26 protein-coding genes are annotated in these 25,129 nt (G+C 63.4%); 13 read left to right on the top strand and 13 right to left on the bottom strand.

Going from position 1 to position 25,129, the window contains the following annotated elements; all coding sequences use genetic code 11:
- Positions 1-109: 109 nt before the first annotated feature.
- Entirely contained in the window at positions 110-1,339 is a 1,230-nt protein-coding gene (locus tag ACX3P0_RS16145) for an ABC transporter substrate-binding protein (RefSeq protein ID WP_459077655.1), read from the bottom strand.
- 214 nt (positions 1,340-1,553) lie between these two features.
- Here ACX3P0_RS16145 and ACX3P0_RS16140 point away from each other — a divergent pair, with 214 nt between their 5' ends.
- Genes ACX3P0_RS16140 through ACX3P0_RS16120 form a run of 5 tightly spaced genes read left to right on the top strand, consistent with a single transcriptional unit; the run spans position 1,554 to position 5,888 of the window.
- A complete protein-coding gene (locus ACX3P0_RS16140; RefSeq protein WP_459089979.1) occupies positions 1,554-2,726 on the top strand; it encodes a (5-formylfuran-3-yl)methyl phosphate synthase in 1,173 nt (390 codons plus the stop codon).
- Positions 2,723-3,355, top strand: a complete 633-nt coding sequence (locus tag ACX3P0_RS16135; protein ID WP_459089977.1) for an amino acid kinase family protein — start codon at positions 2,723-2,725, stop codon at positions 3,353-3,355. Before ACX3P0_RS16140 ends, ACX3P0_RS16135 begins: the two co-directional genes overlap by 4 nt.
- Positions 3,356-3,358: 3 nt before the next feature.
- Positions 3,359-3,910, top strand: coding sequence for a flavoprotein (locus tag ACX3P0_RS16130; RefSeq protein ID WP_459077658.1), 552 nt, complete (start codon positions 3,359-3,361; stop codon positions 3,908-3,910).
- Positions 3,903-5,297, top strand: coding sequence for a DUF6513 domain-containing protein (locus tag ACX3P0_RS16125; protein ID WP_459089975.1), 1,395 nt, complete (start codon positions 3,903-3,905; stop codon positions 5,295-5,297). Before ACX3P0_RS16130 ends, ACX3P0_RS16125 begins: the two co-directional genes overlap by 8 nt.
- On the top strand, positions 5,298-5,888 hold the full coding sequence (locus ACX3P0_RS16120) for a DUF447 domain-containing protein (RefSeq protein ID WP_459077660.1): 591 nt from the start codon (positions 5,298-5,300) through the stop codon (positions 5,886-5,888).
- Positions 5,889-5,895: 7 nt separating this feature from the next.
- Here the strand turns inward: ACX3P0_RS16120 and ACX3P0_RS16115 are convergent, their stop codons facing one another.
- Positions 5,896-6,966 (bottom strand): hydantoinase/oxoprolinase family protein, encoded by a 1,071-nt coding sequence (locus ACX3P0_RS16115; protein ID WP_459089973.1) that lies wholly within the window; start codon positions 6,964-6,966, stop codon positions 5,896-5,898.
- Positions 6,967-7,016: 50 nt separating this feature from the next.
- Here ACX3P0_RS16115 and ACX3P0_RS16110 point away from each other — a divergent pair, with 50 nt between their 5' ends.
- Entirely contained in the window at positions 7,017-7,715 is a 699-nt protein-coding gene (locus ACX3P0_RS16110) for a HisA/HisF-related TIM barrel protein (RefSeq protein WP_459089971.1), read from the top strand.
- A 188-nt stretch (positions 7,716-7,903) separates the two neighbouring features.
- Here ACX3P0_RS16110 and fae read toward each other — a convergent pair whose 3' ends face one another.
- The 7 genes from fae to ACX3P0_RS16075 form a co-directional block, all read right to left on the bottom strand.
- Positions 7,904-8,410 (bottom strand): formaldehyde-activating enzyme, encoded by a 507-nt coding sequence (gene fae / locus ACX3P0_RS16105; protein WP_459077663.1) that lies wholly within the window; start codon positions 8,408-8,410, stop codon positions 7,904-7,906.
- Between the two features lie 166 nt (positions 8,411-8,576).
- Complete coding sequence (locus ACX3P0_RS16100) at positions 8,577-9,419, bottom strand: triphosphoribosyl-dephospho-CoA synthase (protein WP_459089969.1); 843 nt, start codon at positions 9,417-9,419, stop codon at positions 8,577-8,579.
- Position 9,420: 1 nt separating this feature from the next.
- Positions 9,421-10,380: an ATP-grasp domain-containing protein gene (locus tag ACX3P0_RS16095; RefSeq protein ID WP_459089967.1), complete on the bottom strand. Its 960-nt coding sequence runs from the start codon at positions 10,378-10,380 to the stop codon at positions 9,421-9,423.
- Positions 10,381-10,413: 33 nt separating this feature from the next.
- Positions 10,414-11,367: a methenyltetrahydromethanopterin cyclohydrolase gene (gene mch, locus ACX3P0_RS16090; RefSeq protein ID WP_459077666.1), complete on the bottom strand. Its 954-nt coding sequence runs from the start codon at positions 11,365-11,367 to the stop codon at positions 10,414-10,416.
- Positions 11,364-12,494: an ATP-grasp domain-containing protein gene (locus ACX3P0_RS16085; RefSeq protein WP_459089965.1), complete on the bottom strand. Its 1,131-nt coding sequence runs from the start codon at positions 12,492-12,494 to the stop codon at positions 11,364-11,366. The genes mch and ACX3P0_RS16085 overlap by 4 nt, the downstream gene beginning before the upstream one ends.
- Positions 12,472-13,365 carry an NAD(P)-dependent methylenetetrahydromethanopterin dehydrogenase gene (locus tag ACX3P0_RS16080; RefSeq protein WP_459089963.1) on the bottom strand — a complete coding sequence of 298 codons (894 nt, stop codon included), beginning with the start codon at positions 13,363-13,365 and terminating at the stop codon, positions 12,472-12,474. Before ACX3P0_RS16080 ends, ACX3P0_RS16085 begins: the two co-directional genes overlap by 23 nt.
- A 37-nt stretch (positions 13,366-13,402) precedes the next feature.
- Entirely contained in the window at positions 13,403-14,371 is a 969-nt protein-coding gene (locus ACX3P0_RS16075; RefSeq protein ID WP_459089961.1) for a beta-ribofuranosylaminobenzene 5'-phosphate synthase family protein, read from the bottom strand.
- 108 nt (positions 14,372-14,479) lie between these two features.
- Between ACX3P0_RS16075 and ACX3P0_RS16070 the strand changes: the two genes are divergently transcribed.
- From ACX3P0_RS16070 to ACX3P0_RS16040, 7 genes are all read left to right on the top strand, one after another.
- Positions 14,480-14,860, top strand: a complete 381-nt coding sequence (locus ACX3P0_RS16070) for a 4a-hydroxytetrahydrobiopterin dehydratase (protein WP_459089959.1) — start codon at positions 14,480-14,482, stop codon at positions 14,858-14,860.
- Between the two features lie 119 nt (positions 14,861-14,979).
- On the top strand, positions 14,980-16,053 hold the full coding sequence (locus tag ACX3P0_RS16065) for a tungsten formylmethanofuran dehydrogenase (protein ID WP_459089957.1): 1,074 nt from the start codon (positions 14,980-14,982) through the stop codon (positions 16,051-16,053).
- Entirely contained in the window at positions 16,047-17,678 is a 1,632-nt protein-coding gene (locus tag ACX3P0_RS16060; protein WP_459089955.1) for a formylmethanofuran dehydrogenase subunit A, read from the top strand. The genes ACX3P0_RS16065 and ACX3P0_RS16060 overlap by 7 nt, the downstream gene beginning before the upstream one ends.
- Complete coding sequence (fhcD, locus tag ACX3P0_RS16055) at positions 17,666-18,574, top strand: formylmethanofuran--tetrahydromethanopterin N-formyltransferase (protein ID WP_459089953.1); 909 nt, start codon at positions 17,666-17,668, stop codon at positions 18,572-18,574. Before ACX3P0_RS16060 ends, fhcD begins: the two co-directional genes overlap by 13 nt.
- Entirely contained in the window at positions 18,571-19,380 is an 810-nt protein-coding gene (locus ACX3P0_RS16050; protein WP_459089951.1) for a formylmethanofuran dehydrogenase subunit C, read from the top strand. The genes fhcD and ACX3P0_RS16050 overlap by 4 nt, the downstream gene beginning before the upstream one ends.
- A gap of 186 nt (positions 19,381-19,566) precedes the next feature.
- Positions 19,567-20,718 carry an amidohydrolase gene (locus ACX3P0_RS16045; protein WP_459089949.1) on the top strand — a complete coding sequence of 384 codons (1,152 nt, stop codon included), beginning with the start codon at positions 19,567-19,569 and terminating at the stop codon, positions 20,716-20,718.
- A gap of 161 nt (positions 20,719-20,879) precedes the next feature.
- On the top strand, positions 20,880-21,620 hold the full coding sequence (locus tag ACX3P0_RS16040; protein WP_459089947.1) for a methyltransferase family protein: 741 nt from the start codon (positions 20,880-20,882) through the stop codon (positions 21,618-21,620).
- Positions 21,621-21,650: 30 nt separating this feature from the next.
- Here ACX3P0_RS16040 and ACX3P0_RS16035 read toward each other — a convergent pair whose 3' ends face one another.
- From ACX3P0_RS16035 to ACX3P0_RS16020, 4 genes are read right to left on the bottom strand one after another with little or no spacing between them, the layout of a single operon-like run.
- Positions 21,651-22,436, bottom strand: a complete 786-nt coding sequence (locus tag ACX3P0_RS16035; RefSeq protein ID WP_459089945.1) for a carbon-nitrogen hydrolase family protein — start codon at positions 22,434-22,436, stop codon at positions 21,651-21,653.
- A complete protein-coding gene (locus ACX3P0_RS16030) occupies positions 22,433-23,233 on the bottom strand; it encodes an ABC transporter permease (RefSeq protein ID WP_459089999.1) in 801 nt (266 codons plus the stop codon). Before ACX3P0_RS16030 ends, ACX3P0_RS16035 begins: the two co-directional genes overlap by 4 nt.
- A complete protein-coding gene (locus tag ACX3P0_RS16025) occupies positions 23,233-24,087 on the bottom strand; it encodes an ABC transporter permease (RefSeq protein ID WP_459089943.1) in 855 nt (284 codons plus the stop codon). The genes ACX3P0_RS16030 and ACX3P0_RS16025 overlap by 1 nt, the downstream gene beginning before the upstream one ends.
- Positions 24,084-25,121, bottom strand: coding sequence for an ABC transporter ATP-binding protein (locus tag ACX3P0_RS16020; protein WP_459089941.1), 1,038 nt, complete (start codon positions 25,119-25,121; stop codon positions 24,084-24,086). The genes ACX3P0_RS16025 and ACX3P0_RS16020 overlap by 4 nt, the downstream gene beginning before the upstream one ends.
- Positions 25,122-25,129: the final 8 nt, after the last annotated feature.

Raw genomic sequence — 25,129 nt, 5'->3', positions numbered from 1 at the left:
TAGGCCGCCGCCGGACTGGCCATCAGGCCGCTTGCCAGAATGGCGAATGCGTAAGTTCGTCTATGCACCAAAATTCCTCCCGGTTTGCTTTAGTTAAGGACGCTCTATTTTATTTGAGAACGCATTTGGTTTCCGGCTGGTCGATGCCGAGCGTATCCAGTGTGGAAACCTGGTGGAGGAAACCTTCCTGCGGCGACGTTGAAACGACGGACTTGGCGTCGCCGAGCAGGATCGGCTGGCGAAGCTGCAGGTTCCATTTGCGGAAGGTCAGCTTCTGCCCCTTGAAGGCGGCGACCGAAAAATCGTCCGAGCGGATATAGGCGTCGATCTTCTTCGGATCGTTGCCATTGGTGCGCGTCGTCGCCTCGCCAACCGCCCGCACCGCCGTCCAGGCGGACATGTCTTTGGAAAGCATCCGCCTGCCCGTCGTTTTCAGGAAGCGGCTCTGCATCTGGATGCCGCCCCATTGTTCGCTGGCCGGATGCCAGGACGACGGGACGAGGCCGGCCGTGCCGGCCACCAGCCGCGGCATCCAGGTGCGGTAGGGAACATAGGTTCCAAACACCTCGCTTTCGTCGGCGACCAGCACCACGTCATGCTCGGGCAGGTCTTGCGTGAACACCGAAATCTGCTGCTGGATCTGGGTTGCGCCGGTATCCGTGCGGCGCGCCGTCCCGGTGTCCCTGAATTCCTTTTCCGCGACGATCTCGCCGCCGAAACGGGTTGCCGCGCGGCGCAAGGCGTCGGCATAGAGGTGATCCTTCTCGTGCGAGCCGTAGAGCAGCACCCATTTCGGCCATTTCTTCACGATCAGATACTGGGCAAGCGCGTCGGCCAGCATGCTGCGCGTCGGCACGATGTGAAAGACGTTGATGCGGCAATTCTCCTCGCGCAGATCGTCGTCGGTCGCGCCGATATTGAAGATCAGCACGCCCTTGTCGCGGGCGATATCGGCGATGGACAGCAGTTGCTTGGCCGAGAGGTCCGCCACCACATAGCGGTCGCCCTTGGCGATGAGGTCGTTGAACGGTTGAACAACGTCCGCGTCCGGTTTTATCTCGGCGATGTCGAGGGCGAATTTCTGGCCGAGGAACTTGCCCGTAGTGTTGTTGTCGCCGATCGCCACATTCGCACCCGCGATACCTTCATCGCGCGGCGGCAGGTCGAGCAGCGAAAGCGTCAATTCCGGCGTATAGGCCCGCAGATAGCCGATCCTGACTTCGGTGATCTGTTTTTCGGGCTTGACCGTCGCTTCCTGTGCAAACGCGCCGGGTGCGTTGACGGTCAGGGAAAAAAAGCACAATAAGGCCACCAGAGTGCCTGGCACCGCGCTCGTCATCGATAAATTACCCTTCCTGCGCTAAAGTCCGATTGTGATCGGACCGGCGCGAAGTCAAGGTGCCCACCATGACCTTACCCGACCAGAGATTTTTATCAAACCCTGGAAGTGGACTTTTCCGGTCCGCTTTAGCCTCGTGTTTTTTCACGGGGCGCAGCAAGGATATTTGGCTTATGGGTAGGGTTGCGTCTTCCAAGCTGGAGAACCTGTTCAAATGACGAGAATGCTGGCCAGCGTCACCGGCACCGAAGAGGCGGAAATCGTGCTTGCGGGCGGCGCCGACATTGTCGATCTGAAGGACCCGGCAGTCGGGGCGCTCGGTGCTGCCTCAACGCAAACCATCCGCCATGCCGTAGCATCCATCGCCGGCCGGGCGCCGGTCAGCGCGGTCTGCGGCGACCTGCCGATGGAACCTGAAACGATCCTCGCCAAGGCCGAGGAAATCGCGGCGACCGGCGTCGACTATGTCAAGATCGGGTTTTTCCCCTCGGAAAATGCCGCCGCCTGCGCAGCTGCGCTCGAACCGCTTGCCGCGAAAACGAAATTGATCGCCGTGCTTTTCGCCGACCTGTCGCCGGACTTCGAGCTTTTGCCGGTATTCGGGAAACATCGCTTTCACGGCGCGATGGTCGACACGGCGCAAAAATCGAATGGCCGGCTGCTCGACCATCTGCCGCCCCAGCGCATCCCGGAATTTGTCGACCGGGCCAGGGAACTCGGTCTGCTGGTTGGCCTGAGCGGATCGCTGGAGGCGCCGGACGTTCCCCGCTTGCTGGCCTTCGCGCCCGATTTTCTAGGCTTTCGCGGTGCGTTGTGCGGTGATGCCGGACGTGCCGGCGCGATCCGTCCGGACGCCGTGGCGGAGATCCGCGAACTGATCCCGCAGGAGCCTCGGGCTGGCACGCCGTCAAGCGTCGATTACCGCCTGCTGGCGGCGCGAGGCTATTCACCGGGCGTCGACCCGACGCTTGGGACGGACAGGATTTTCGTGCGCGACTTTGTGTTGCCGGTGAATATCGGCGCTTACAGTTTCGAGCACGGCCACACCCAAAAAGTCCGTTTCGACGTCACCGCCGATGTATTGCGGGTGACCGACGATCCGCAGGACATGCGCCATGTGTTCTCCTACGACATCATCATGGACGGCATCCGCACCATCGTTGCGCGCGGCCACGTTCAACTCAGCGAGGCGTTGGCCGAACAGGTGGCGGCGCTTGTGCTGGAACATCCGCGTGTCGCGCGCGTCACGGTCAGGGTGGAGAAACTCGAACTGGGTGCTGGCGGCGTCGGTGTCGAGATCGAACGCAAGCGCCAGCAGGTAAAGGCGCAGCGTCGCCCAGTTCAGGAGGGCGGTGCGGTGTTCTCCAAGAAGGGCCTCAACTCGTGAGGCGTGTCGTCGTCAAGTTGGGCGGCAGCACGGCGGGCGCGGTGGAACTGGGCGTATGGATCGCGGCGCTGGCGGGTTCCAGCCTGCCGCTCGTCATCGTGCCCGGCGGCGGGCCGTTCGCCGATCAGGTCCGGGACGCGCAAAAGCGCATGGGTTTTTCCGACAAGGCCGCGCACGCCATGGCGATCCTCGCCATGGAGCAGTTCGGCCATGTCCTCCTCGACCGTCATGAAAGGCTGGTCCCCGCGCAGTCGCTGGCGGAGATCGAACAGGCGCTTGAACGCAAAACAATCCCGGTGTGGCTGCCATCATCGATGGCACTGAGCGCGGCCGATATTCCTGCCTCATGGGACATCACCTCGGACTCTCTGGCCGCCTGGCTTGCCGGAAAAATCGGCGCGGAAACGCTGCTGCTGGTCAAGCAAAGCAATGCATTCACCGAACACGATACCATCGACCGGCTTGCGGCCAACGGCATCGTCGACGCCTGCTTCGCCGCCATGCTGCCTGCCGGCGTTGATTTTTATCTGGCCGGCCCACGCGACGCAGCGACGGCTTCTACGAGGCTGGGGGCAGGCAGGTTGCCGGGTCAGAAAATGGCGGTGCGCGCCATGAAAAAAACGGGATAGGACATGGCCAAGCTGCACACGCCACGCTGGGCATGGGTTCTGACCGGGTCCGGCCATTTTTTCACCGAAAGTTTTGCGCTCATCCACGAGCTTGAACATTGCGATGTTTTTGTTTCGAAGGCGGCCAATGAAGTGCTGCGCATGTACAAGCTCAAGCTCGATTTCCCCGAAGGCGCGCGCGTGCTGCACGACAAGACCGCCAGCGCCGTGCCGGTCGGCGAGTTCTATCATGGCGTCTATCATTCGGTGGTGATCGCACCGGCCAGTTCCAACACCGTCGCCAAATGCGTGCTCGGCATTTCCGATACGCTGGCCACCAATGTCTTCGCCCAGGCCGGTAAATGCCGCATTCCGTCCATCGTCTTTGCCTGCGACACCGCTCCCGAACTCGAAACCATGGCGCCGCACGGCATGGTCAAGGTCTATCCGCGCAAGATCGATCTGGAGCACACCGAGCGCTTGAAAACCTTCGAGCGAACCCGCGTGGTGGAATCGCTGGCCGGCCTGAAGCAGGCGATCCGCGAGCGTCAGGCGGAATTGGCTGGCGATGTCTGAACGTCTTGTTTTCGTCACCGGCCATCTGGCCAAAGCCCGGCTGGAAAAGCTGCTGACCGGCCTTGGCGAGACGGATTTTTCCTGGGAGATCATCGACATCGGCGTCAAGGTCGCCGCCCTGATGAGCGAGGACATCATCAAGCGGCGCTTGGTCCTGCCGGAAGGCACCGACCGCGTCATCCTGCCCGGCCGCTACCGGGGCGATGTCGAAAATCTGTCCGCGCATTTCGGCGTGCCTTTCGTGCGCGGGCCCGACGAGATCGTCGACCTGCCGGTCTTTCTGGGGCGGGCGGGGCAAGCGCCCGACCTGTCACGCCACGACATGCGCATTTTCGCCGAAATCGTCGATGCGCCGATGCTGTCCATCGAGGGCCTGCTGGCGCGAGCGCGAAAATTGGCGGCGGCGGGTGCCGATGTGATCGACCTCGGTTGCCTGCCGGAAACGCCGTTTCCGCTGCTTGACGAGGCGGTGCGCGAATTGAAGCGCCAGGGTTTTTGCGTCAGCGTCGATTCCGCCAGCACCGACGAATTGCTGATCGGCGCGCAGGCCGGTGCCGACTACCTGCTCAGCCTCAACGAAACCACGCTGCCGCTGGTGCTGGGCCATGGCGCGATGCCGGTGCTGATCCCGGCGGTGCCCGGCGATCTGGGTTCGCTCGGCCGCGCCATTGCCATCGCGCAAACGGCCGGCATTGCCTTCATCGCCGATCCGGTGCTCGATCCGATCCATTTCGGCTTTGCCGCCTCGCTCGGCCGCTTCATCGAAGCGCGCCGCCGCTGGCCGGACATTGAGCTGTTGATGGGCACCGGCAACCTCACGGAACTGACCGACGCCGACAGTTCCGGCATGACCGCCATGCTGGCCGGGCTCTGCTCGGAACTGCGGATCGGCAACGTGCTGACCGTCCATGTCAGCCCGCACACGGTGCACACCGTCGAGGAACACGACATCGCGCGCCGCATGATGTTTGCTGCCCACAATGACGGCGCGCTGCCGCGCGGCTATCATGCCGGCCTGCTGCAAATTCACGACAGAAGACCGTTCACGGCGACGACCGAGGACATCGAGGCGCTGGCGGCCAGCGTGCGCGACGGCAATTTCCGCATCGCAACGAGTGAAGACGGCATCCACATCTTCAACAACAAGGGCCACGCGGTCGCAAAGGACGCGTTCGAGTTGTTTCCCGGACTTGGGGTCGAAGCGGACGGCGCACACGCTTTCTATCTAGGGGTGGAACTGATGAAGGCCGAGATCGCCTGGCGATTGGGCAAACGCTACGCGCAGGACGAACCGCTCGCCTGGGGCGTGGCGGCACCCGCGCCGGAGGCCGACCGCACCCGCCTTGCCGAAGCCGGCCATACGCTGCGCGCGAAAAAGGAGGGGTAGGTGCCTTACATTCGCGAGTGCATCGTCACTACGGTGGACAAGGCCGGCAAGGTCCATATCGCGCCGCTCGGCATCATCGCCGAGAAGGACAGCTGGGTGGTCGCGCCGTTCCGTCCGTCGACCACCCTCGACAATCTAGGCGAGGTGCCGTTTGCCGTCGCCAGCTACACCGACGATGTGCGCATCTTTGCCGGTTGCCTGACCGGGCGAAAAAACTGGCCGACCGTGCCCGTCGCGGGCTACCCGGTGCCGCGCCTGGAGGCAGCGCTTGCCCATTCGGTTCTGGAAGTCGTGTCCGTAAGCGATGACGGCGTGCGTCCGCGCCATTTCTGCCGTGTGGTGCAGGAGGAAATGCACGCGCCTTTTACAGGCATGAACCGCGCCAAGGCGGCGGTGCTGGAACTGGCCATCCTGGTCAGCCGGCTCGGCATGCTGCCGCGCGAAAAGATCGAGGCGGAGATCGCCTATCTGACCATCGCCATCGACAAGACTGCCGGCCCCGAAGAGGCCGAGGCCTGGGGCTGGCTGATGCAGCGCGTCAGCGACCATCTGGACACCGAAAAGAGCGGTGAACCGGACGCAAACCGTTAGCAGCAGCTTACGGTAGATAGCCGGCCAACAGCGCCACGGCAGAAGCGGGTGCTGCACTGCTTGCTTCGCTCTTGACTGCTTCGTCGGCGGGGATCAGGTCGGAAAAATCAATGAAGCGGCGGCACATGCGCTCGGCCAGCCGCCTGATCTGCCAGCGGCCCGTGCCAGCGCCGACAATCGGTGCGTCCGCTGCGGCATTGCCGGCAACGAGGAATGTCGCGTCGTGAATCTTCCGCAACTGCTGTTCGCTGAACCAGCCAGCGATATCGCGCCACTCGGTCGCGTTCAGGTCGGCGGCGTCGTGTCCGATCATCCGCGCCAGCCGCGAGACCGAGCCATTGACCGTCTTTTCCTTGCCGTCGGCGGTGGAGTGCTTGTCGTCGTTTTCATCGAGCACGCCCAGAATGCGGTGAACGTCGGCAATCGAGGCGAAATACTCATTCATCAGCGGTGTCGTTCGGCCTCGAACAGGGGCCGAGTCAGCAATGCCGAACAGGAATGTGCGGGTGAAGCCGGTATAGACCAGTTCGCCGCTCAGCATCCGCTCGGCGTCGGTATAGCCATGATTGATGACGGTCCCGGCCTTGGTGGCGATCCCGGCCTTGGTGGCGATGATGTCCGTGGTGGTCGAGCCCATGTCGAGGAACAGCGCGTCGCCCGCCAGTCTGGCAACCAGCGAAGCCGTCGCATGCCAGTTTGCCGACGCCACGTCGAGCGCGTTCTGCCCGGCCTTCTCGACGCCGATAAAGCCAGAGCGCCCGGCATAGATCAGCTTTTCACCTGTCGGGAAATGCCGCGAAATCTCGTCGGCGAGGGCTGCGACGCCGGCATCGCGGGATGGGAAAATATCCGACAACTCGCCGGTCATGGTGAAAGCGTTGAGATCGGTTCCCGCATAAAGCGGTGCGGCTTCGTCAAGCGCCGCCTTCAGGCGGTCGAGCCCCAGCCAAAGCGGCATGAGGAAGGTGTTCGCTGCGACGATGCGGCCATCGACCGCGCGCGTCACCTTCAGATGGGCACCGCCGACATCGAACCCGGCAATGATTTTCGTCTTCTTTTCCAAACTTCGAACTTTCATGACAAAGGGCTGGCAGTCTTATAGGCAGGCTTGGGTATAGGGAGAAAAAATTGCGGATCATTCCAGTCCTGGACTTGAAAGGCGGCGAGGTTGTTCGTGCCGTACAGGGCAGGCGCGACCGTTACAAGCCGATCATAACCCCGCTGAGCACCGGTTCCGACATCGTCGCGGTAGCCGAGGGCCTGCGCAACCTTCATCCGTTTTCCACCTTCTATATCGCCGACCTGGACGCCATCGCCGGAGGAGCGCCCGACGTCGGTGCGGCGGCCCGGTTGCGTGCCATGGAAAAGGCCCCTGAATTATGGATCGACGCGGGCATCGCCGATAGCAACGCCCTTGCAAAAGCGCTTGCCGAACCTTTCCTGTTTCCCATTCTTGGATCGGAATCGCAGGCCGACGATACGCTGCTGCGCCGTTTCTGCGAAAATCCCCATTTGATCCTGTCGCTCGATTTCTTTGCTGACGGATTTCGCGGGCCGCAGTCCCTGCTGGAACGGCCGGAGATTTGGCCGCAAACGGTCATCGTCATGACGCTGGCCAAGGTCGGTTCCGCCGCCGGCCCCGATTTCGCGCGCCTGACCGAGATCAAGGCAAAGGCCGGAAATCGCGCCGTGATCGCTGCCGGCGGGGTGCGTAACGAAAGCGACATTCGCAGCCTGTCTTCGCTTGGCATGGAGGGTGCGCTGGTCGCCACCTCGCTTCACGACGGCACGTTGACGTCCGCGCAACTCGCGTCGCTTAGCGCGTAGAGTGACCGAGATGTGGTGCGCGCTCCGAAACAGGGGAGCGGGCATTCCCGTCCCAAAACCGCTTCGCCCGAAAAGCAAAATACTTTTCGGGCGAAGCTTGGGTATCAGAAGCCCAGCAATTTTTTCAACCGGCGCATCAGGCCGTCAGGCTCCGCCAACGGCTTTGCCTGTGCGGGGTTGTCTCTTGTCTAAGCCGCGTAGGGGTGCTTGACCTTGTCCCGCTGCGCTGTGGCTTCGGCGGCTGTCGGCGTACCAGAGATTGCGCGCTGGATGGCTTCCTTGGTCGCCTCGTAATTGTATTTCTGGATCTTCGCGTCGTCGTCCGCGTCCCAATGGATGAACACGCCGACGCAGATGAAGATGTCATCCGCCTCGGCCGCCGGGATGATGCCTTCGGCAACGCAATCCTGCACGGCTTTTGCGACCCCGTGCTGGGCCGGGCCGAACATCTGGACCGCCTGCTTTGCGCCCTTGATGGTGACCTTGTTGAACATCACCGTATTGGGTTTGCACTGAAGATTGGGCGCGATCACCGCCAGAAGCGAGGTGAAGCCATCCTTGTTGTTGGTGAGCGCGTTGCAGAAGGCCGCCTCGACTGCACTTCCCCTTGGGCCGATGAGCAGGTCGACATGCGCCACCTCGTTGCCGTCTCCGACCAAGGATTCGCCGACCATTACTTTGGTTATCTTTGCCATACCAATTTCCTCCAAAACCACCATTGTTGTGTTCAAAGAGCCGCAACCGAGCGTGTGCCCGATGAACAGCTATCCTTGTTGGCAGCGCCCGGAATGTCCGGACCGGTTGGCTAGATAGCAGCGGGAAAAGTTTCCTGCTTCGCACAAGTCAAGCACCATCGGTCCCTTAATGCAAGATGGTCGCGAGACTGTGCGCGAAAACACTGGCGACGGTCAGGTCGGCTGACGTTCCCGGGTTGATCTTCCGCGCTTTCAACTGTCGGTCGAACGTGGTGAGCAGGCGCAGGCGCGACGCCTCGTCGGTCGTGGCGTGAAGCGTCGAATTGACCTCAGCCGCTTCGTCGCGCAACTGCAAGGCAATCCGATCGCCATGCCTGCGGGCCACATGGCTGTCGGGAAATTCGGCAAAAAACGCCATGTAGGCGAATATGACCGGCCACATGCCGGCTTCGCCGCGAGATAAGGCCAGTTCGAGCGTCCGCACGCCGACAGTGAAAACATCGTCGAAAGCGTTGGTGTATTGGCGTGCGACCATGTCCCGGTCGGATGCTTCCCGCATGGCCTGAAGCAGCGTTACTTTCGGGGCTTCCCGCACATCGTTTTCGGCCGATCCGAGGCCACCCGGCGCGGCCAGCGTGATTGCTTCGAAAACCAGTCTCGTATCCTCCGGTCCGACAGCTTGCAAGACCGCGTCGACATTGCCGCGCAGGCTGTCGCCCGGCATTTCGGCGGCGCGGGCGAGCGGCCCGGCCAGAAGAAGAATGCCCAGGTTGGTGTTGGTGGCGACGGCCTCTCGCGTGGCATGCACCGCTTCCCGGATGCGCGCGCCCAGGCCCAGGCCGGGATCGGTCAGCGGTCCCGACGAGACGCGCGTGCTGGTCAGGAATTGATCGGTGGTCATGCCATGTCCATCGGAAAAGACATGCACATTGCCCGGCTTCAGCGCCTCGATCTCGCGCCGACACGCGTCTTCATAGGCTATCCGGATATGTTCCCGCGACGCCGTCATGTCATGGCCTTGCGGGTTCGACGCGGCGCGGGCGTAGCGCTACAGCCGGTGCTTCGGCGCTTCCGGTCACGAATGCCATAAGCGCGTCCGCTATCGCATCGGCCACGTTCACCGCGGCGACCGACTGCAGCCCGGTCCATGCCGGCATGCTGTTGACCTCGAGCACAAACAGGCGGCCGTCATCGGACTGGACGATGTCGACCCCGGAAAAATCGGTGCCGACCGCGGCGGAGGCGGCGATCGCCAGCCTTGCCAGGTCGTCCTCGCGGGTCTTTTCGACCGCCGCCGGCAAGCCGCCCCGGTTGACGTTGGTAATCCAGTCGCCGCTGGTACGGCTCATCATGGCAACGACCTGCCCGGCACAGACGAATACGCGGAAATCCCGGTAGGGCGGGCCGGGACGCGGAACATAATGCTGGAGGTAATAGACGCCGGCTACTTCGTCCGGTGGCGGCAGATCGGCGAGCGAGCGGATCAGCCTGATCCCGCGCCCCTGCGCGCCGAACAGCGGCTTCAATACCAGCGGACCGTTCGGCAATTCCCGGCGGACGATCTCCTGTGCCATCGCAAATCCTTCAACGGCAAAGGTCGGCGGTGTCGGCAGGCCGGCATTCTGTAGCAGGAAAGTCGTCATCGACTTGTCGACGCAGCGCTCGATCGATTGCGCGGAATTCCAGACTGTGACGCCGAGCCGGCCAAGCGCGTGCAAGACACCGAGGCGGCGCGTGACGGCCTCGAACGAACCCGCGGAGATCGAGCGGACCAGAACCGCATCCGGCAAGCCGTTGCCGGCCTCGGGGCCGAGGCCGGGGATGGAAAGCCCGCCGGGGCTGCCCGTGTCGAAGGCGATTGCGGCGAGCGGCGCAGTCGCAACGACAGCGCCACCTTGGCGCAAACGGGTTGCAAGGCCCTTCGTCCGCTTGTCCGAACCGTCGCTGACGATGAGGATGCGCGGGATCAAGGTCTGGCGCTCATGATGGTCTGTGCATCCCTGTCAGCCGAGGCTTCGTTCGAGCATTGCCAGGTCGGGCTCGCCCGCGCGAAACGTATCGCCGGTCTCGATTGCCGTGACAATGATCTGCGCCGGACTAAACAGCAGCGGATCGATGGCGTAAAAATCGCCTTTGAATTTCTTGAATATCTCGGCGAAAGGATGGCCATGGTCGCGTGAGGCGCGGCTTGGCAATTTCTGCGCCAGGTCGCTTGCATCGGCGGCTGTGCCTTTGACGAACAACTGCACGATACCACCATAGAGGATGGCGTCGTTGGTCCGGCCCATGGCGGTCAGGAAATCCGGGTGGGGTGCGGGAATGGGAGCGGAGCCCATGCCATCGACGATGTTTTCCAGCGGAAACTTCAGGTCGTTGGCCTTGTGCAGGGCAACCTCCAGCACGCGCGCGGCGATCTGCACGGCCCCGGCCAGGCTTTGCGTCGGCGCATAGAGGAAGGTCAGCTTTTCGGGTGCCAGGCCGGTCGCTTTGGCGACCTTCTCCACGACGGCCGGCGGCGGTGGCTTCCCGGTTTCCAGAAGCAGCACCGCGTTCGATGCGCTGTCGCGATAGGAAAGCGTTGAAAACAGCGGCTCCACGCGGGCAAGCGCGCGTGCCGGCCCCGACCCCATGGCGAAGTAGCCGTCGCCGGAAAGGTTCCATCCTGCATACTGGCTGCCGAGGCAGGCAAGCACCGGCTGCGAGGATCGGACCTGTATCGTGAGCGGCCATTTCGACGCTGGGTCCATGCTCGTGGTGATCGAGCCGAGCCCGCCCATGGCGGCTTCGGCCATGCGCAATCCTGCCTCGATGCTGCCGGTCGTCTTTGCACCGGTATCGATGAGGCACTCGCCCGACGGGCCTCTGGCGACAGCGATGCGCAAGCGCTCCGCATCGTGGATCATGCCCTCGGCGACACGCTGGGCGTTATCGTTGAGGAATGCCGAGCCGTTTTTCATGTTCGGGCTCCTTCCCAAAAATGTTGCAATTGCCGGGCCTGTGCCCTGACCATCCGTCGCGTCGCTTCGGCGTTTGGGCCGCGTGCGAAGACCGTGCAGACCGGATCGCCGGCGACCAGTTCCGTTCCGGGCGGCTGATGGTCGGCGGTTCCGTCCGGCCAGGCGATGTCGGGAAAGCGGGCTACCGGCTGTTCCGTGTAGGTTATCATCGAGGCCATGCAGTCGGCATAGCGCGGCAGGCGACAGGGCTTGCCCGCCGCCGCATCGAGATGCGCCTGCATCAGCGGTGCGTCGGCGCAGTCGAAAATGTCGAGCGTAGCACCGGGTCGAGGATTGATTTCGAGCAGGACATAGCCATCCGCGCCACGGATGAAATCGGCGCTGCACAAGCCGACAAGGCCGGCGCGCTGCGTGAGGCCGGATAGCCAGCCGCCGATCATTTCCGCTTGGCTGCGTTCGAAGCGCTTCAGCCGCACCGCGCCGCCGTAGCGGTAAGGAGCATCCGGTGCCGGCGAGGTCCACTGCCGGCTGAAGCCGACGATGTGTGCGGTGCGGCCGTCGCCGACGAACAGAGCGGACACGCTGCGGCCCGGAACAAAACGCTGGAAATAGCGGTCCGTTGACGGCGCCGCCCCATTGGCGCGTTCGATATGTATGCCGCCGGCGCCGCCAGCGGTCTTGACGACCCAGTTTTCCGAATCGGGCGGCGTGTCCCGTCGAAGATCCGGATGGGGGATGCCGAGTTCCGCGCAATCGGCGGCCAGCAGATACGGGTCCTTGATCCGGCGGATCGCCGCGCCGCGATTGCCCGCGAGCGGAAATTGTTCCGCGATGGCGTCGACGGTCTGCGCCTTGCGCTCGAAACCCGATCCAAGCACCACTGCAACGGGCTGGTCGTCACCGGCCAGCGCCCGCAGCGCATCGAGCAGGCGGTCGCCGTCGAAGCCGCTGTGCAGGTCGCCCGGCAGCCGCATGGTGCGTTCGGCCAGTGCCATTGTATCGCCGTCGCAGAAAAAATCGGCGACCAATGGGCGATAGCCGGAGCGACGTGCCGCTGCTGCCAGCGCCCGGCCGGAGATCGCGGCGATCAGCAGGGATCGGCCGCTATTTTGCGAACTCGCGTGCAAGGGAAAATGCATCCTGGAAATCGAAGGTGACGGGCTTGTCGGCCTCGATCATCTTTTTGAAGAGGCCGGACTCGACCTTATATTTGACGTTGCCGATAGCAAGTGGGCCGATGCCGACAATCTTTGTCGCTTCGATCGGATCGCCATTGGCGTGAACGGTCAGGCCCTCGATGCCGGCGGGCGGAACCGCGTTGACGTCGGCGGCGATCAGCAGGTTTTCACCCTTCATCTGCGCCCTGGAAATCACCTGCACGCCGGCCTTGGCGCAGGCCAGGATCACTTCGCTGGTTTCGACGGCGGCTTGTTTTTTGGCCTCGGTCGAGCCGTCGGCGGCGTCCACCTCGACCTTGAATCGGGTTTTGATTTCGGCCGCGATTGCCTTCACCCGCTCGACGCCGTCATGGCCGATGATGGTGACCTTCGCGCCCTCCCTGGCGGCGATCACCGCCGTGCAGAAGCCGACGACGCCGGTGCCGCCGAAGACGGCGATTTTCGCACCGGCGAGGCCGCGATCGAAGGACTTCTTCAGCGCCTTCTCGACCTTGGCGACCATGGCGGCGGCCGTTGTGAACGATCCGGCAGGATCGGCAAATACCGATATGGCGAAGGGAGGCACCATCGCCTTTCTGGCGGCATCGATCATGTCGAGCGCCAGCGAAGCATCCTTGCCCGCAATGAAGATGCCGGTGTGGATGCCAAAATCCGGCGGGCGAGAGAAAATCGCGTCCTGGACCAGCCCGGTCACCTCCGCGAGGCTGACGTCGACATAGGGGACGACCGCGTCGAAGCCGGCATCGAGCGCCATGTTCACGTCGAACGGGCTCATGTGCTTCAGCGGGGTCAGCATGTGCAAAATGTTCTTGGGGGCCATTTTTTCCAACCTTTTTGGGCGTTTTTGACGCCGATGTTCAGCTACCGACGAGGTTCAGTTCCACCGGAACTATTCTTGCGCCCGCGTTCCTGCCTTGCACGATTGTGACCTCCATGCCGTCAGGCACCCTGTGGCGGACGGCATCGACCATCCCCTCAGCCTTGGCCAGCGACGGCGCGAAGGCAAAGCCGGTCGGACCCCAGGAGCTTTGGCCGATGCCGACCGCGCCCGCTTCGGCCAGGCTGTTTGCCAGCGCGGCCACGCGCTTCGAGGTGAATATCCCGCCTTGCGCCGGCGCGAAATGGGTGCCGACAAGCGTCTGTATGGCGGTTATGGCCGCCCCGAACGCCGGCAAATCGCGTTCCACCAGCCCCGGCATCACCCCCATCAGCACCTGCCGGCAGATTTCGCCGGCAGAAGTGGCGGGGAAAGGCGGCAGCGAGCGGAACGCCGCGATCTCGTCTTCGCCGTGCAGGCCATGTTCGGCCCGGTCGAAAATCAGCAGCACCCGCCATTCTTCCGGGAACGGCAGCCGCGCCACGACCGGCGGCGGGTGGGGGCCATCGCCCTTGCCTGCATCGACGATGACGCCGCCGCTTTCGAAACTCGCAATCCCGATACCGGAGCGGCCGCCGCGTTCGAGCAGCGTGGCATCGCCGCCGGTGTCGAGCGGCAGGCGGTGCAGCGTCCGCAGGGCGGCAGCGACGGCAAGCGCGATCTGCGTACCGGAACCGAGGCCGGCATGGCGCGGGATGGAGCGTTCGATCGCCAGATGATGATGGCCGCGAATGCCGAGATGGGCACAAAGCGCCAGCAGATGCTCGCTTGCGCGCGTGCTTTCGCGGCCTTCGACCAGCGTCTCTCCGGCGCGGGTCAGCGTCACGACGGTCTCGGGTTCGCTCAGCGGAAGCCCGACGCTGCCGAATCGACGACCGGCATTCCCGTTCAGGTCGAGAAAGCCGAGATGCAGCCGCGCAGGCACATGGATTGTGACAGAATTCGACATCTACCCCCCGACGGGTGCATCATACACGCATCATGAAGTTTAGGTGCCCACCGCCATGATAGGGATTTTCCCCGGTGAGGCAAGTTGGACAAACCGTGGAGATCGGGAATGAGCGATAAGATCAAGGAAAAAACCTACTCTGAGGCCGAAATCGTCGCTCGGCTGGAAAAGGACCTGCCCAAATGGCGCTACGAAAACGGCTGGATCAGGCGAAAATACAAAACCCATAGCTGGAAGGGGACGTTGATGGTCATCAACACGGTCGGCCATCTCGCCGAGGCTGCCTGGCACCATCCCGACATCAGCGCATCCTATGCCTGGGTCGAGGTGCGCCTGACGAATCACGCGGCCAAGGGCGTCACCGACAAGGATTTCGAACTGGCGAAAAAGATCGAGGATGTCGTCCAGTGGCAGCCGGCGAAGGAAGGCGGTTCCCTGGAGGGAACGCCGGAAACGGACCAGCGCTTTGCCTATGTCAAATATGATTGAAAACTGACATCTGGGTGTCGGGCGGTCTCGGCGCTTTGACGGTGCCGCGATAATTGTGGGGTTCACGGTCGATCCGGTTTGGGCTAGGGTTGGGCCGGCACCAGAAAGTAGCGTTACGAATGGCGGTTGCATGGATCGGCAACCGGGAGACGTCTGTCGAGCGCGCGGCCGAACATGCCGCTTCCCTCTTGCAGGCGAGCCGGTGCCCGGTTTTCAGTCTCGACACGGATGTGCATGGAACGCGCGCGGCAATCGCGCTGGCGGAGCGCACAGGTGCGGCTTACGACCATGTGAGCGGCGCGGCGCTTGCCCGCGAAACGGCGCTTTTTACCGACAGGGGCGCAATGACCGTTGCGCTCGGCGAGGTTCGCCGGCGGGCCGATGTCGTGGTGATCGTCGGAAAGTTGCCGGAAGCCTACGGCACTTTGCTGGCGGAACTTTCCAGCACCACGCCCGATCTTTCGGCCGCGAATGCCCGGACATTCTTTCTCATCGGAAATGACGGCGGCATGGTCCCGGCCGGCACACCGCTCGCCTGCGGCAAGGCCGGCTTGAATGCGACGCTCGCTGCGATCCGCGCCAGCCTTGGCGGGCGGCAAGTGTCGACGCCGGTGTCGAATTTCGATGTTTTCGCAAACGGCCTCAAGTCCGCACGCTATCCAGTCTTCGTCTTCTCCGGCCATGGCGTTGACCGGTTCGGGCTGGAAATGCTGCAAGGGCTGCTCGACGACCTGAATCAAAAATCGCGCGCCTCCGGTCTGCATCTGCCGGCAAGTGAAAGCGGCTGGGGCAGCATTCTGGCTTCCACCTGGATGACCGGCTTTGCGCCGCGCACCGGTTTTTCACGCGGCTTTCCTGAATACGACCCCTGGCGCTACGACGTTGCGCGGATGATCGCCGCCGGCGAGGCCGACCTGCATCTGTGGATCGCTGCCAACGCCAGCCAGAAACTCAAGACCCCGAAGGGCGTTTCGCTGATCGCCTTGACGAAAACCGTGCAGCCGGTGGCGGGCGCGGCCGTCACAATCGCTATCGGCGAAGCGGGCATCGACCATGACGGCGTGGTCTATTCGGCCCGCACCGGCACGTTGAGGGCCGTTTCGGCAGGTGCTGCCTCGCAACTGCCCTCCACTGCTGCCGTACTGCGTACCATCGCAGGCCATTTTGACGCGGAGGCGGCGCTGCCATGCTGACGAAAATCTCTGGTGGCGACATCGTCGATCCCGTCAATGGCCGCCTCGGCAAGGGCGATCTGTGGGTCCGGGACGAGGAGATTGTCGACGCGCCCGCCAGCGGCGTTGCCGACCGCAGCATCGACGTTTCCGGCTGCGTGGTCATGGCCGGCGCCATCGATATCCACTCCCATATAGGCGGCGGCAATGTGAATACGGCGCGGTTGCTGCTGCCCGAACAACATGCTGCGCACCGGCCCCGCCCGGCGGCAACGCCGCTTTCCACCGCCGGCTGGTCGACCTTCGAGACGGGGGTCCGCTACGCCAAAATGGGCTTCACCACCGTGGTTGAGCCGGCCATGGCGCCGGGGGCCGCCCTTCACACGCATCTCGAATTGGCCGACATCCCGATCATCGACAAGGCGACGCTCGCCATCCTCGGTAATGACGATTTCCTGCTGTCGATGATCCGCGACGACGCCTCGCCCCAGATGATCGAGGATTACGTCGCCTGGACGGTCGGCTCGACGCGCGCGCTGGGCGTCAAGGTCATCAATGCCGGCGCATCCGCCGCCTTCCGCGAGGATGTCCGTACATTTTCGTTTGACGATGTGGTGCCGAGCTACGGCGTCAGTTCGCGAAAAATCGTCAAGACATTGCAGGCGGCGGTTGATCGGCTGGGCGTGCCGCATCCGCTGCATATCCACTGCAACAATCTCGGCTCGCCGGGGGCTGCCGATACCGCAGCCGAGACGATCGCGGCGGCGGAAGGCCTGCCGCTGCATCTCGCCCATCTCCAGTTCTATGCCTACGACACCGAGGGCAAGCGCAAATTCTCGTCCGCCGCCGCACGGCTTGCGGAACGGGTCAACAGCACGCCGGAAATCACCATCGATGTCGGCCAGGTCATGTTCGGCCAGACGGTAACCGTCTCGGCGGATGTGTTGCGGCAGTTTTCGGCGCGCGGCAGCGCCCATCCGAGGAAAAGCGTCATCCACGAAAGCGACGGCAATGGCGGCGGGGTCGTGCCCTACCGCTACCGCAAGGATTTTTACGGCTCGATGCAGTGGGCCATCGGCCTTGAACTGTTCCTGCTGATCAACGATCCGTGGCGGGTGTTCTTCACCACCGATCACCCCAACGGCGCGCCCTTCACCACCTATCCGTGGCTGTTCGAACTGCTGATGAGCCGCGACGCCCGCAACGAGGCGATGGCCGGCCTGCCGGCAGTCGCGATGGAACTGTCGACGCTGGCGTCCATCGAACGCGAATACACCTTCGAGGAAATTGCGATCATGACGCGCGCAGCCCCCGCCAAATTGCTGGGGCTGAAGGATCGCGGCCATCTCGGCGCCGGCGCTATCGCCGACATCGCCATCTACCGCCGCGACGAAAACATCGCGAAAATGATGGGGGCTGCGGCTTTCGTGTTCAAGAACGGCGATCTGGTCGTGAAGGACGGCGAGGTCACGCATTACCGCTGGGGCAAGGCGCTGCGGCTCAACCCGCCGCCGGACAAGGCGATGGTGCGGCGGCTCGATGCCTATCACCAAAGCCGCTACGGCCTGTCGCTGGACTGGTTCGACTTCCCCGATTCCGCCATTGCGCGCGAAAATCCGTTCGGCGAGGTGTCATGCCGAAGCTAGAGGTCAACGGCGTCCTGATCGACGACACTTTTGCCGAAGCCTTCGGCATGCGCGCCACCGCGATCATCATCACCGGGCCGAACCGAAAATGGGCGCGGCAGGCGGCCATCACCATGACCGGCTTCGCCACCTCGGTCATCGGCTGCGGCTGCGAGGCCTCCATCGACGTCGAATTGCCGCCCTCCGCCACCCCGGACGGCCGGCCCGGCTGCCGCGTCATGCTGTTTGCCGTCAGCACCGACGAGTTGCAGAAGCAATTGCAGAACCGTCTTGGCCAATGCGTGCTGACCTGCCCCGGCAGCGCCTGCTTCGCAGGGCTGGAAGGTCCGAACCAGCTCAAGCTTGGTGACGCGCTGCGTTATTTCGGCGATGGCTGGCAGATTTCCAAGAAACTCGGTGGCCGTCATTTCTGGCGGGTGCCGGTCATGGACGGCGAGTTTTTCTGCGAGGCGACGACCGGCATGACCAAGGAAGCGGTTGGCGGCGGCAATCTTTTGCTACTGGCGCAGAGTAACCCCAAGGCGCTGGCCGCCGCCGAAGCGGCGGTCGCGGCAATCGAAAAAATTCCGGGCGCGATCATGCCGTTTCCGGGCGGCGTCGTCCGTTCAGGCTCCAAGGTCGGCGGCAAGTACAAGGGCATGCTGGCCTCGACCAACGATGCCTTCGCGCCGACGCTGCGCGGCGTGGTGAACAGCGAACTCGGCCCCGACCACAACGCCGTGCTGGAAATCGTCATCGACGGCGAAACCAGCGATGCGGTCGCTGCCGCCATGAAGGCCGGCATCAAGGCCGTGACCGGGCTTGGGCCGGACAAGGGCGCGTCCCGCATCAGCGCCGGCAATTACGGCGGCAAGCTGGGAAAATTCCACTATCATCTGAAGGATTTGCTGCCGTGAAAGCGCTGACCTTCACGCTCGTCTCGGAGCCGTCCGAACGCCTCGACCTCTCGGCACTGACGCCGCAGAACCTGGCCGGCAAGGGCGCGCGCGAAATCGAGGCGCTGCGTCTCGGTCTATCGCGCCGCGCCGCCACGGTCGGCGATGTTTTCCGCGTATCCGGCAGCGATCCTGCGACAATTGTTTTTGAAGGCGGCAGCCATCGGTTCGACATGGCGGCGCAGGGCATGCAGGAAGGAAAAATTCGCATCGTCGGTGACGTGGGTGCCCAGGCCGGACGCGTCATGCAGGGTGGCAGTCTCGTCATCGAGGGCAATGCCGGCCCGCACGCCGGGTCGGGCATGCGGGGCGGAAGGCTGGAAATCAAAGGCAATGCCGGTGACAATCTCGGTGGGCCGCTTGCCGGCGAACTGGCGGGCATGAATGGTGGCGTGCTGATCGTGCGCGGCAAGGCGGGCGCCTATGCTGCCGACCGCATGCGGCGCGGGCTGATTGCGGTGTTGAAAGGCACAGGCGACCATGCCGGTAGCCGCATGATCGCCGGCACGCTGGTGGTTGCCGGCGGCACCGGCGCGATGCCGGGCTATTTGATGCGGCGCGGCTCCATACTGCTCGACCGCGCGCCGACCGGGCTATCGCCGACCTTCATCGAATGCAGCGCGCCCGACAGCGTTTTCGCCGCCGTCGCCGACCGGCATCTGATTGCCGAAGGCATTTTCAAAAAACCGCTGCTGGGCAAGACGCCGCGCAAATATGGCGGCGACAATGCGGTGTTCGGCAAAGGGGAAATCCTCTTTCCACATTGAGTTGCCGCGCTGATACCGCACCCTTGCTCGCCCGCAGTCCGTTCGCCTGTGCTGGCCCAGCGGTTCAGTCGCCCTGTTCAACCAGACCGGATGGCCAGGAGGACGCCGCATGGTATGGATCGAGCATCGGAGTAACCCGAAAGCCGGTTCCAATTTTCGGTCCGATGCTGTAGCGGAGGTGAAAACGTGACCCTGACCAATCGAGACCTTGTCGAGCTTACGGCGTGGCGGCGCAAACTGCACCAGCACCCGGAAATTTCGAACGAAGAGGAGAGGACGGCGCGGCAGGTCGTGGACTTTCTCGCCGACACAGGGCCGGACAAGGTTCTGACCGGACTGGGCGGGCACGGCGTGGCAGCGGTCTATGACAGCTTTGAGCCGGGACCGACGCTTCTGTTCCGCTCGGAACTCGATGCGCTGCCGATCCACGAACTTTCGGGCGTCCCCCATTCATCGCTCGTACCCGGCAAATCGCATATGTGCGGCCATGACGGACATACGGCCATCCTTGCCGCGCTTGGCCGCCAGTTCGGCCGGCAGCGGCCCGCCCGGGGCCGCGTCGTCCTGATGTTCCAGCCGGCTGAGGAAACCGGCAATGGTGCGGCCGGCGTCGTGGCCGATCCGCGCTTCAGCGAGATCGCTCCGGATTTCGCTTTCTCGCTGCATAATCTGCCGGGCGTGCCGTTCGGCGAGGTGCGCCTCAAGCCCGGCGTGGTGAACTGTGCTTCACGCGGCATGCGCATCGTGCTGGAGGGGAAGACCGCGCACTCGTCCATGCCCGAGACCGGCGATTCGCCGATGCTGGCGGTAAGCCAGTTGATGCCGGCACTGACCGGACTTGGGCGAGGAACCTTTGCCGACGACGATTTCGGCATGGTCACCGTCACCCATGTGACGATGGGCGAAGCCGTATTCGGCATCGCGCCCGGTCATGCGGAGGTCTGGGCGACGCTGCGTACGCGGCGCGACGAACGCATGGCCGATCTGTGCGCTTCAGCCGAAGCGCTGGTTGCGCGGATCGCGGCAGAGCATCGCCTGTCGGCCAGCTTTGACTATCATGAAGTCTTCGTTGCCAGCGTCAACGCGGACGACGCGGTCGAGCACTTGCGGCGCGCGCTGGATGAAGAGGGCGTCGGCCACGGAGAAGAAAGCCTGCCGATGCGCGCATCGGAAGATTTCGGCATATTCGGCCACAACGCGGCATCGGCCATGTTCTTCCTCGGCGCCGGCGAGCGATACCCCGCCTTGCACAATCCAGATTATGACTTTCCGGACGATCTGATCCCGATCGGGTCGAAGATATTCATGCGCACGGCCCACAATCTTCTGGGCGGCTGATTTTCGAGTTCGGGCCGAAATCGACGGACAGTGCAGCCGGAAACAAAAGTCCGTGAACGGCGCGTTGCCAGCCATCGAGACTCTGCCGCTTGCACATTCGATGTCCCAATTTCACCTGAATTGCCTATCATCGGTAGCGCCGAAAAACGATGGTGGCCTTGATGATCAACGACTCGATGATGCGCCAGGGAAACTGGCTGTTCCGCTGGCGTAGCTACATTCTGCTCGGCTTCGCACCGCTCTTCATCTTCGCGCTGATGCGGCCGGAACCCATCGAGGCGCATTTCGGCACTTTTTGGGACAGCGCCTACGAGACGTCGTGTCTCGTCCTGGCCTTCATCGGCCTTGGCGTCCGCGCTCTTACCGTCGGTTTCGTGCCGGCCGGCACCTCGGGCCGCAATACGCGCGGACAGGTCGCGGACACGCTGAATACCACGGGCATCTATTCGCTGACGCGCAATCCGCTCTATTTCGGCAATTCGATCATCTATGTCGCTGTCGCGCTGTTCACCCAGGACATCTATGTCGCGCTGACCATGGCCTTGTTCCTCATCATTTACATGGAACGCATTATCGCCGCGGAAGAGCGGTTCCTGGGGCAGAAATTCGGGACTGCCTATCTGCAATGGGCCAATGCCGTGCCGGCCTTCTTTCCGCGCCTGCACGGCTGGCAGAAACCCGCTTTGCCATTCTCGCTTCGCAACGTGCTCAAGCGCGAATATTCGGACCTGTTTGCCATTGTCGTGACATTTTTCGTGATGGACCAGGGGCGCGATTACCTCGAGGACAACACGCCACTGGACACGGCGTGGCTGTTGTTCTTCATCGCCGGCGCGGTGATTTACCTGACGCTGAGAACGCTAAAGAAACACACCGGATTTCTTAACATTACAGGGCGGTAGCACAAGGCTTGGTGCGCGCCGTGAAATTTCTCAGGCGCGGCTCGCCTTGAGGTCGGCAATATAGGGGTTCTGCTCGGCGGAATTCCGGAAGGCTTCCACATCGAGATCGGCGATCAGCAAGGCTTCGCCGGTGGCATCGGCCGCCGCCAGCAGCGTGCCGTCCGGTGCCGCGATGCCGGAAAGCCCGGCATAGGAACCCAGCGCATCCGCGCCGCAATGGTTGACGTATGCGACAAAAACCTGGTTCTCGAACGCCCGCACCGGGATCATCTTTTTCGCGATGAACGCGTCATGATCGCTGGCGGGTAACGCGGTGGGCACCAGGATAGCCTGCGCGCCGGCCAGTGCCAGACGCCGAACGTTTTCCGGGAATTCCACATCGTAGCAGATCAGTAGGCCGAACTTCAGGCCGCCATGGTCAATGAGGCAGGACGTCGGCGTTTCCGGCTTGAACAGGCTGCGTTCGTAAGGCCCGTAGAGATGCGACTTGCGGTAGACTTTTGGTGGCGTGTTTCCATCGACGAACAAGGCGCTGTTGTAGACGGCGTCGCCGTCGCGCTCGGCAAAGCCGGCGATCACCGCCACGTTCGTTTCCTGCGACACGGCGGCCAGTCGCCGCCAGCTTGCGCCTTCCGGTTCCTCGGCCAGCGCCGCCATCGCAGTGCCCGCGCCATAGCCCTGGATGACGAGTTCCGGCGTGACCAGAAGCGTTGCACCCTGCCGGGCGGCATCGTGCATGGCTGTTTCAATACGCGCGAGGTTGGCTTCGACATTGCCGGCCACCGCCTGCATCTGGAGTGCCGCGATCCGCATCATTTGTCTCCCGAACCCATCGCGCCGAGCAGCTTGCGGATATCGCCGAAGCGGGCGATTGAGCCGAACACCAGCGCCGCGATCACGACGAAGAACACCGACACGGAGGCCATGGTTGGCGTGTAGCCGTAGCGCAGGGCGTTGAAGATCTTGATAGGCAGCGTCTCGGTGGTGAAGCCGATGGTCATGTAGGCGACGATATATTCGTTGAGCGACAGCACGAAGGCGAAGGCGTAGCCGGAGACCAGATAGGGCAGGATCAGCGGCAGCACGACGGTCTTCAGGACGGTGCGGTCGTCCGCGCCCATGGTGGCGGCGGCTTCTACCAGTGCGCGGTCGATGGAGGCGAAGCCGAGCGACAGCGTCACCAACGGCAGCGTCACGAAGAAGATCGCGTGGCTGATGATGGCGGTGAAGAACTGGCCGAACAGCCCGACCGTCGCCCAGAAGGTGAGGAAGCCGAGCGCCGTGATGACCGGCGGCAGGATGAAGGGCGCCAGCCCCAGCACCTGAAAGATGTTCGCCCACGGCGCGATGCGCCGCCACAGGAACCAGGCCAGCGGCAGCGCGATGGTGACTGCAATCGCCGCCGAACACAGCGCCAGCGTGACGGAATGGATCAGCGCCAGCCGCCATTCTGGATCGGCAAAAATCTGGCCGTACCAGGCAAGCGAAAAGCCGACCGGCGGAAACATCAGCGTCTGCTTCGCGTTGAACGAGACGCCGGCGACGACGACGAGCGGCGCGGCCAGGAAAAGCGCCACGGCGGTGAAGTAGATGCGGCGAAGCAGGGTTGCGATCACAGCGCGTTCTCCCGCCGTCCGATGAGAAGCGTCATCCCGACCAGCGCCAGCGAGATCAGCACCAGGAACACCGCCATCGCCGCCGCGAACGGCATGTTGGACTGGTAGATCGCCTGATCGGTAATGAGCACCGACAGCGTCCAGTGCCGCGGCCGGCCGAGGATTTGCGGCAGAAGGTAGGAGCCGAGCGCGAACACAAACACCATGATCAGCGTCGCCACGATGGTGTTGCGCAGCGCCGGGGCAACGACGTTGAAGAACGCCCTGATGGGGGACGCGCCCAGGGTCCGTGCGGCCTCCAGCAGCGTCGGGTCGAGCCGGACCAGCGCCGGATAGAGCACGAGCACGGCATAGGGCAGGGCTTGATAGACCATGCCGGTCAGCACCGCGCCGAAACTTGGCAATAGCGCCACCGGCTGGTCCATCAGCCCGATGGCGACGAACAAATTGGTGATGCCGGCGGTGCGCGAAAACAGCGTCGACCAGGCAAAGCCGATGATGACTTCCGACAGCGACAGCACCGAAAGCAGCCCGACCAGCCACAGCGTCTGCACCTTTCGCGAACGCTGGGTAAGCAGATAGGTGAACGGAAAGGCGATGGCGACGCAGCACAGCGCGACCAGGATCGCGAGCACCAGCGAGAAGCCAAGCACGCCGCCGAAGAACACCGACAGGAAGCGCGCGTAATTGTCGAAGACGAAATCGGGCGTGTAGAACCCGGCCGGATTGCGCTTGAAGAAGCTCACCGCGATCATCGTCGAGAACGGCACGACGAAGAACACCACCAGCATCAGCCCCGGAAACACCAGCGGCGTGTAGTCGGCCAGCGTTTTGGGCGGCTCGCGTCTCATTGCTTCAACATCACGCAGCGTTCCGGCGGCAGGACGATGCCGACGCTCTGCCCGACCGAGACGTCCGGCCGTTCGCGCGGCGTGGCGACGGCGACAAGGGTCATCCCGCCGGCTTCGACGAAGGTTTCGATGGTGCCGCCGAGATCGCGTACGAAGGTCACCGTGCCGGAGATCGCGCCGGCGCCCGGCACAGTCAAGTGGACGTCTTCCGGCCGCACCGAAAGCGAGGCCTTCGACAGGCCAGCCGGCATGGCGAGCCCCTCAATGGCGGTGCCGAGCACCGTTATCCGACCGGCGCTGTCCGTCTCCGTCGGCAAAAGATTGGTGCTGCCGATGAAGTCGGCGACGAAGGCGTCCGCCGGCTTGCGGTAGATTTCGACGGGCGGCGCCACCTGCAGGATCCTGCCCTTGCCCATGACCACCACGAGATCGGCCATGGTCATGGCCTCGCGCTGGTCGTGCGTGACGACGATGGTGGTGATGCCGAGACGCTGCTGCAACTGCCGCAGTTCGACCTGCATCGCCTCGCGCAGCTTGGCGTCGAGCGCCGACAGCGGTTCGTCCAGCAGGAACAGTTTTGGCGATAGCGCGAGCGCACGGGCAATGGCCACGCGCTGGCGCTGGCCGCCGGAAAGTTTTGCCACCGGCCGGTCAGCAAAGCCGGGCAGGGCGATCAGCGTCAGAAGTTCGTCGACGCGCTTTTTCTGCGCCTCCTTCGTCGCGCCGCGAATACGCAGGGCATAGGCGATGTTGTCGCCCACCGACAGATGCGGAAACAGCGCCAGCGACTGGAACACCATGCCGAGATTGCGCTTGTGCGTCGGCACCTGCGTGATGTCGTCGCCATCCAGGACGATAGCGCCGCCGGTCGGTTCCTCCAGCCCGGCGATCATCCGCAACAGCGTGGTCTTGCCGCAGCCGGACGGCCCGAGCAGGCACACGAAGCTGCCGTTCGGCACGTTCAGCGCGACATTGTCGACGGCGGTGAAATTGCCGAAGGTCTTGGTGATGGCGTTGAGGGCTAGGCCGGACATGGGTTCTC

The organism is Mesorhizobium sp. A556 (genome assembly GCF_054489545.1).
This window is presented reverse-complemented; position numbering and strand designations above follow the sequence as displayed.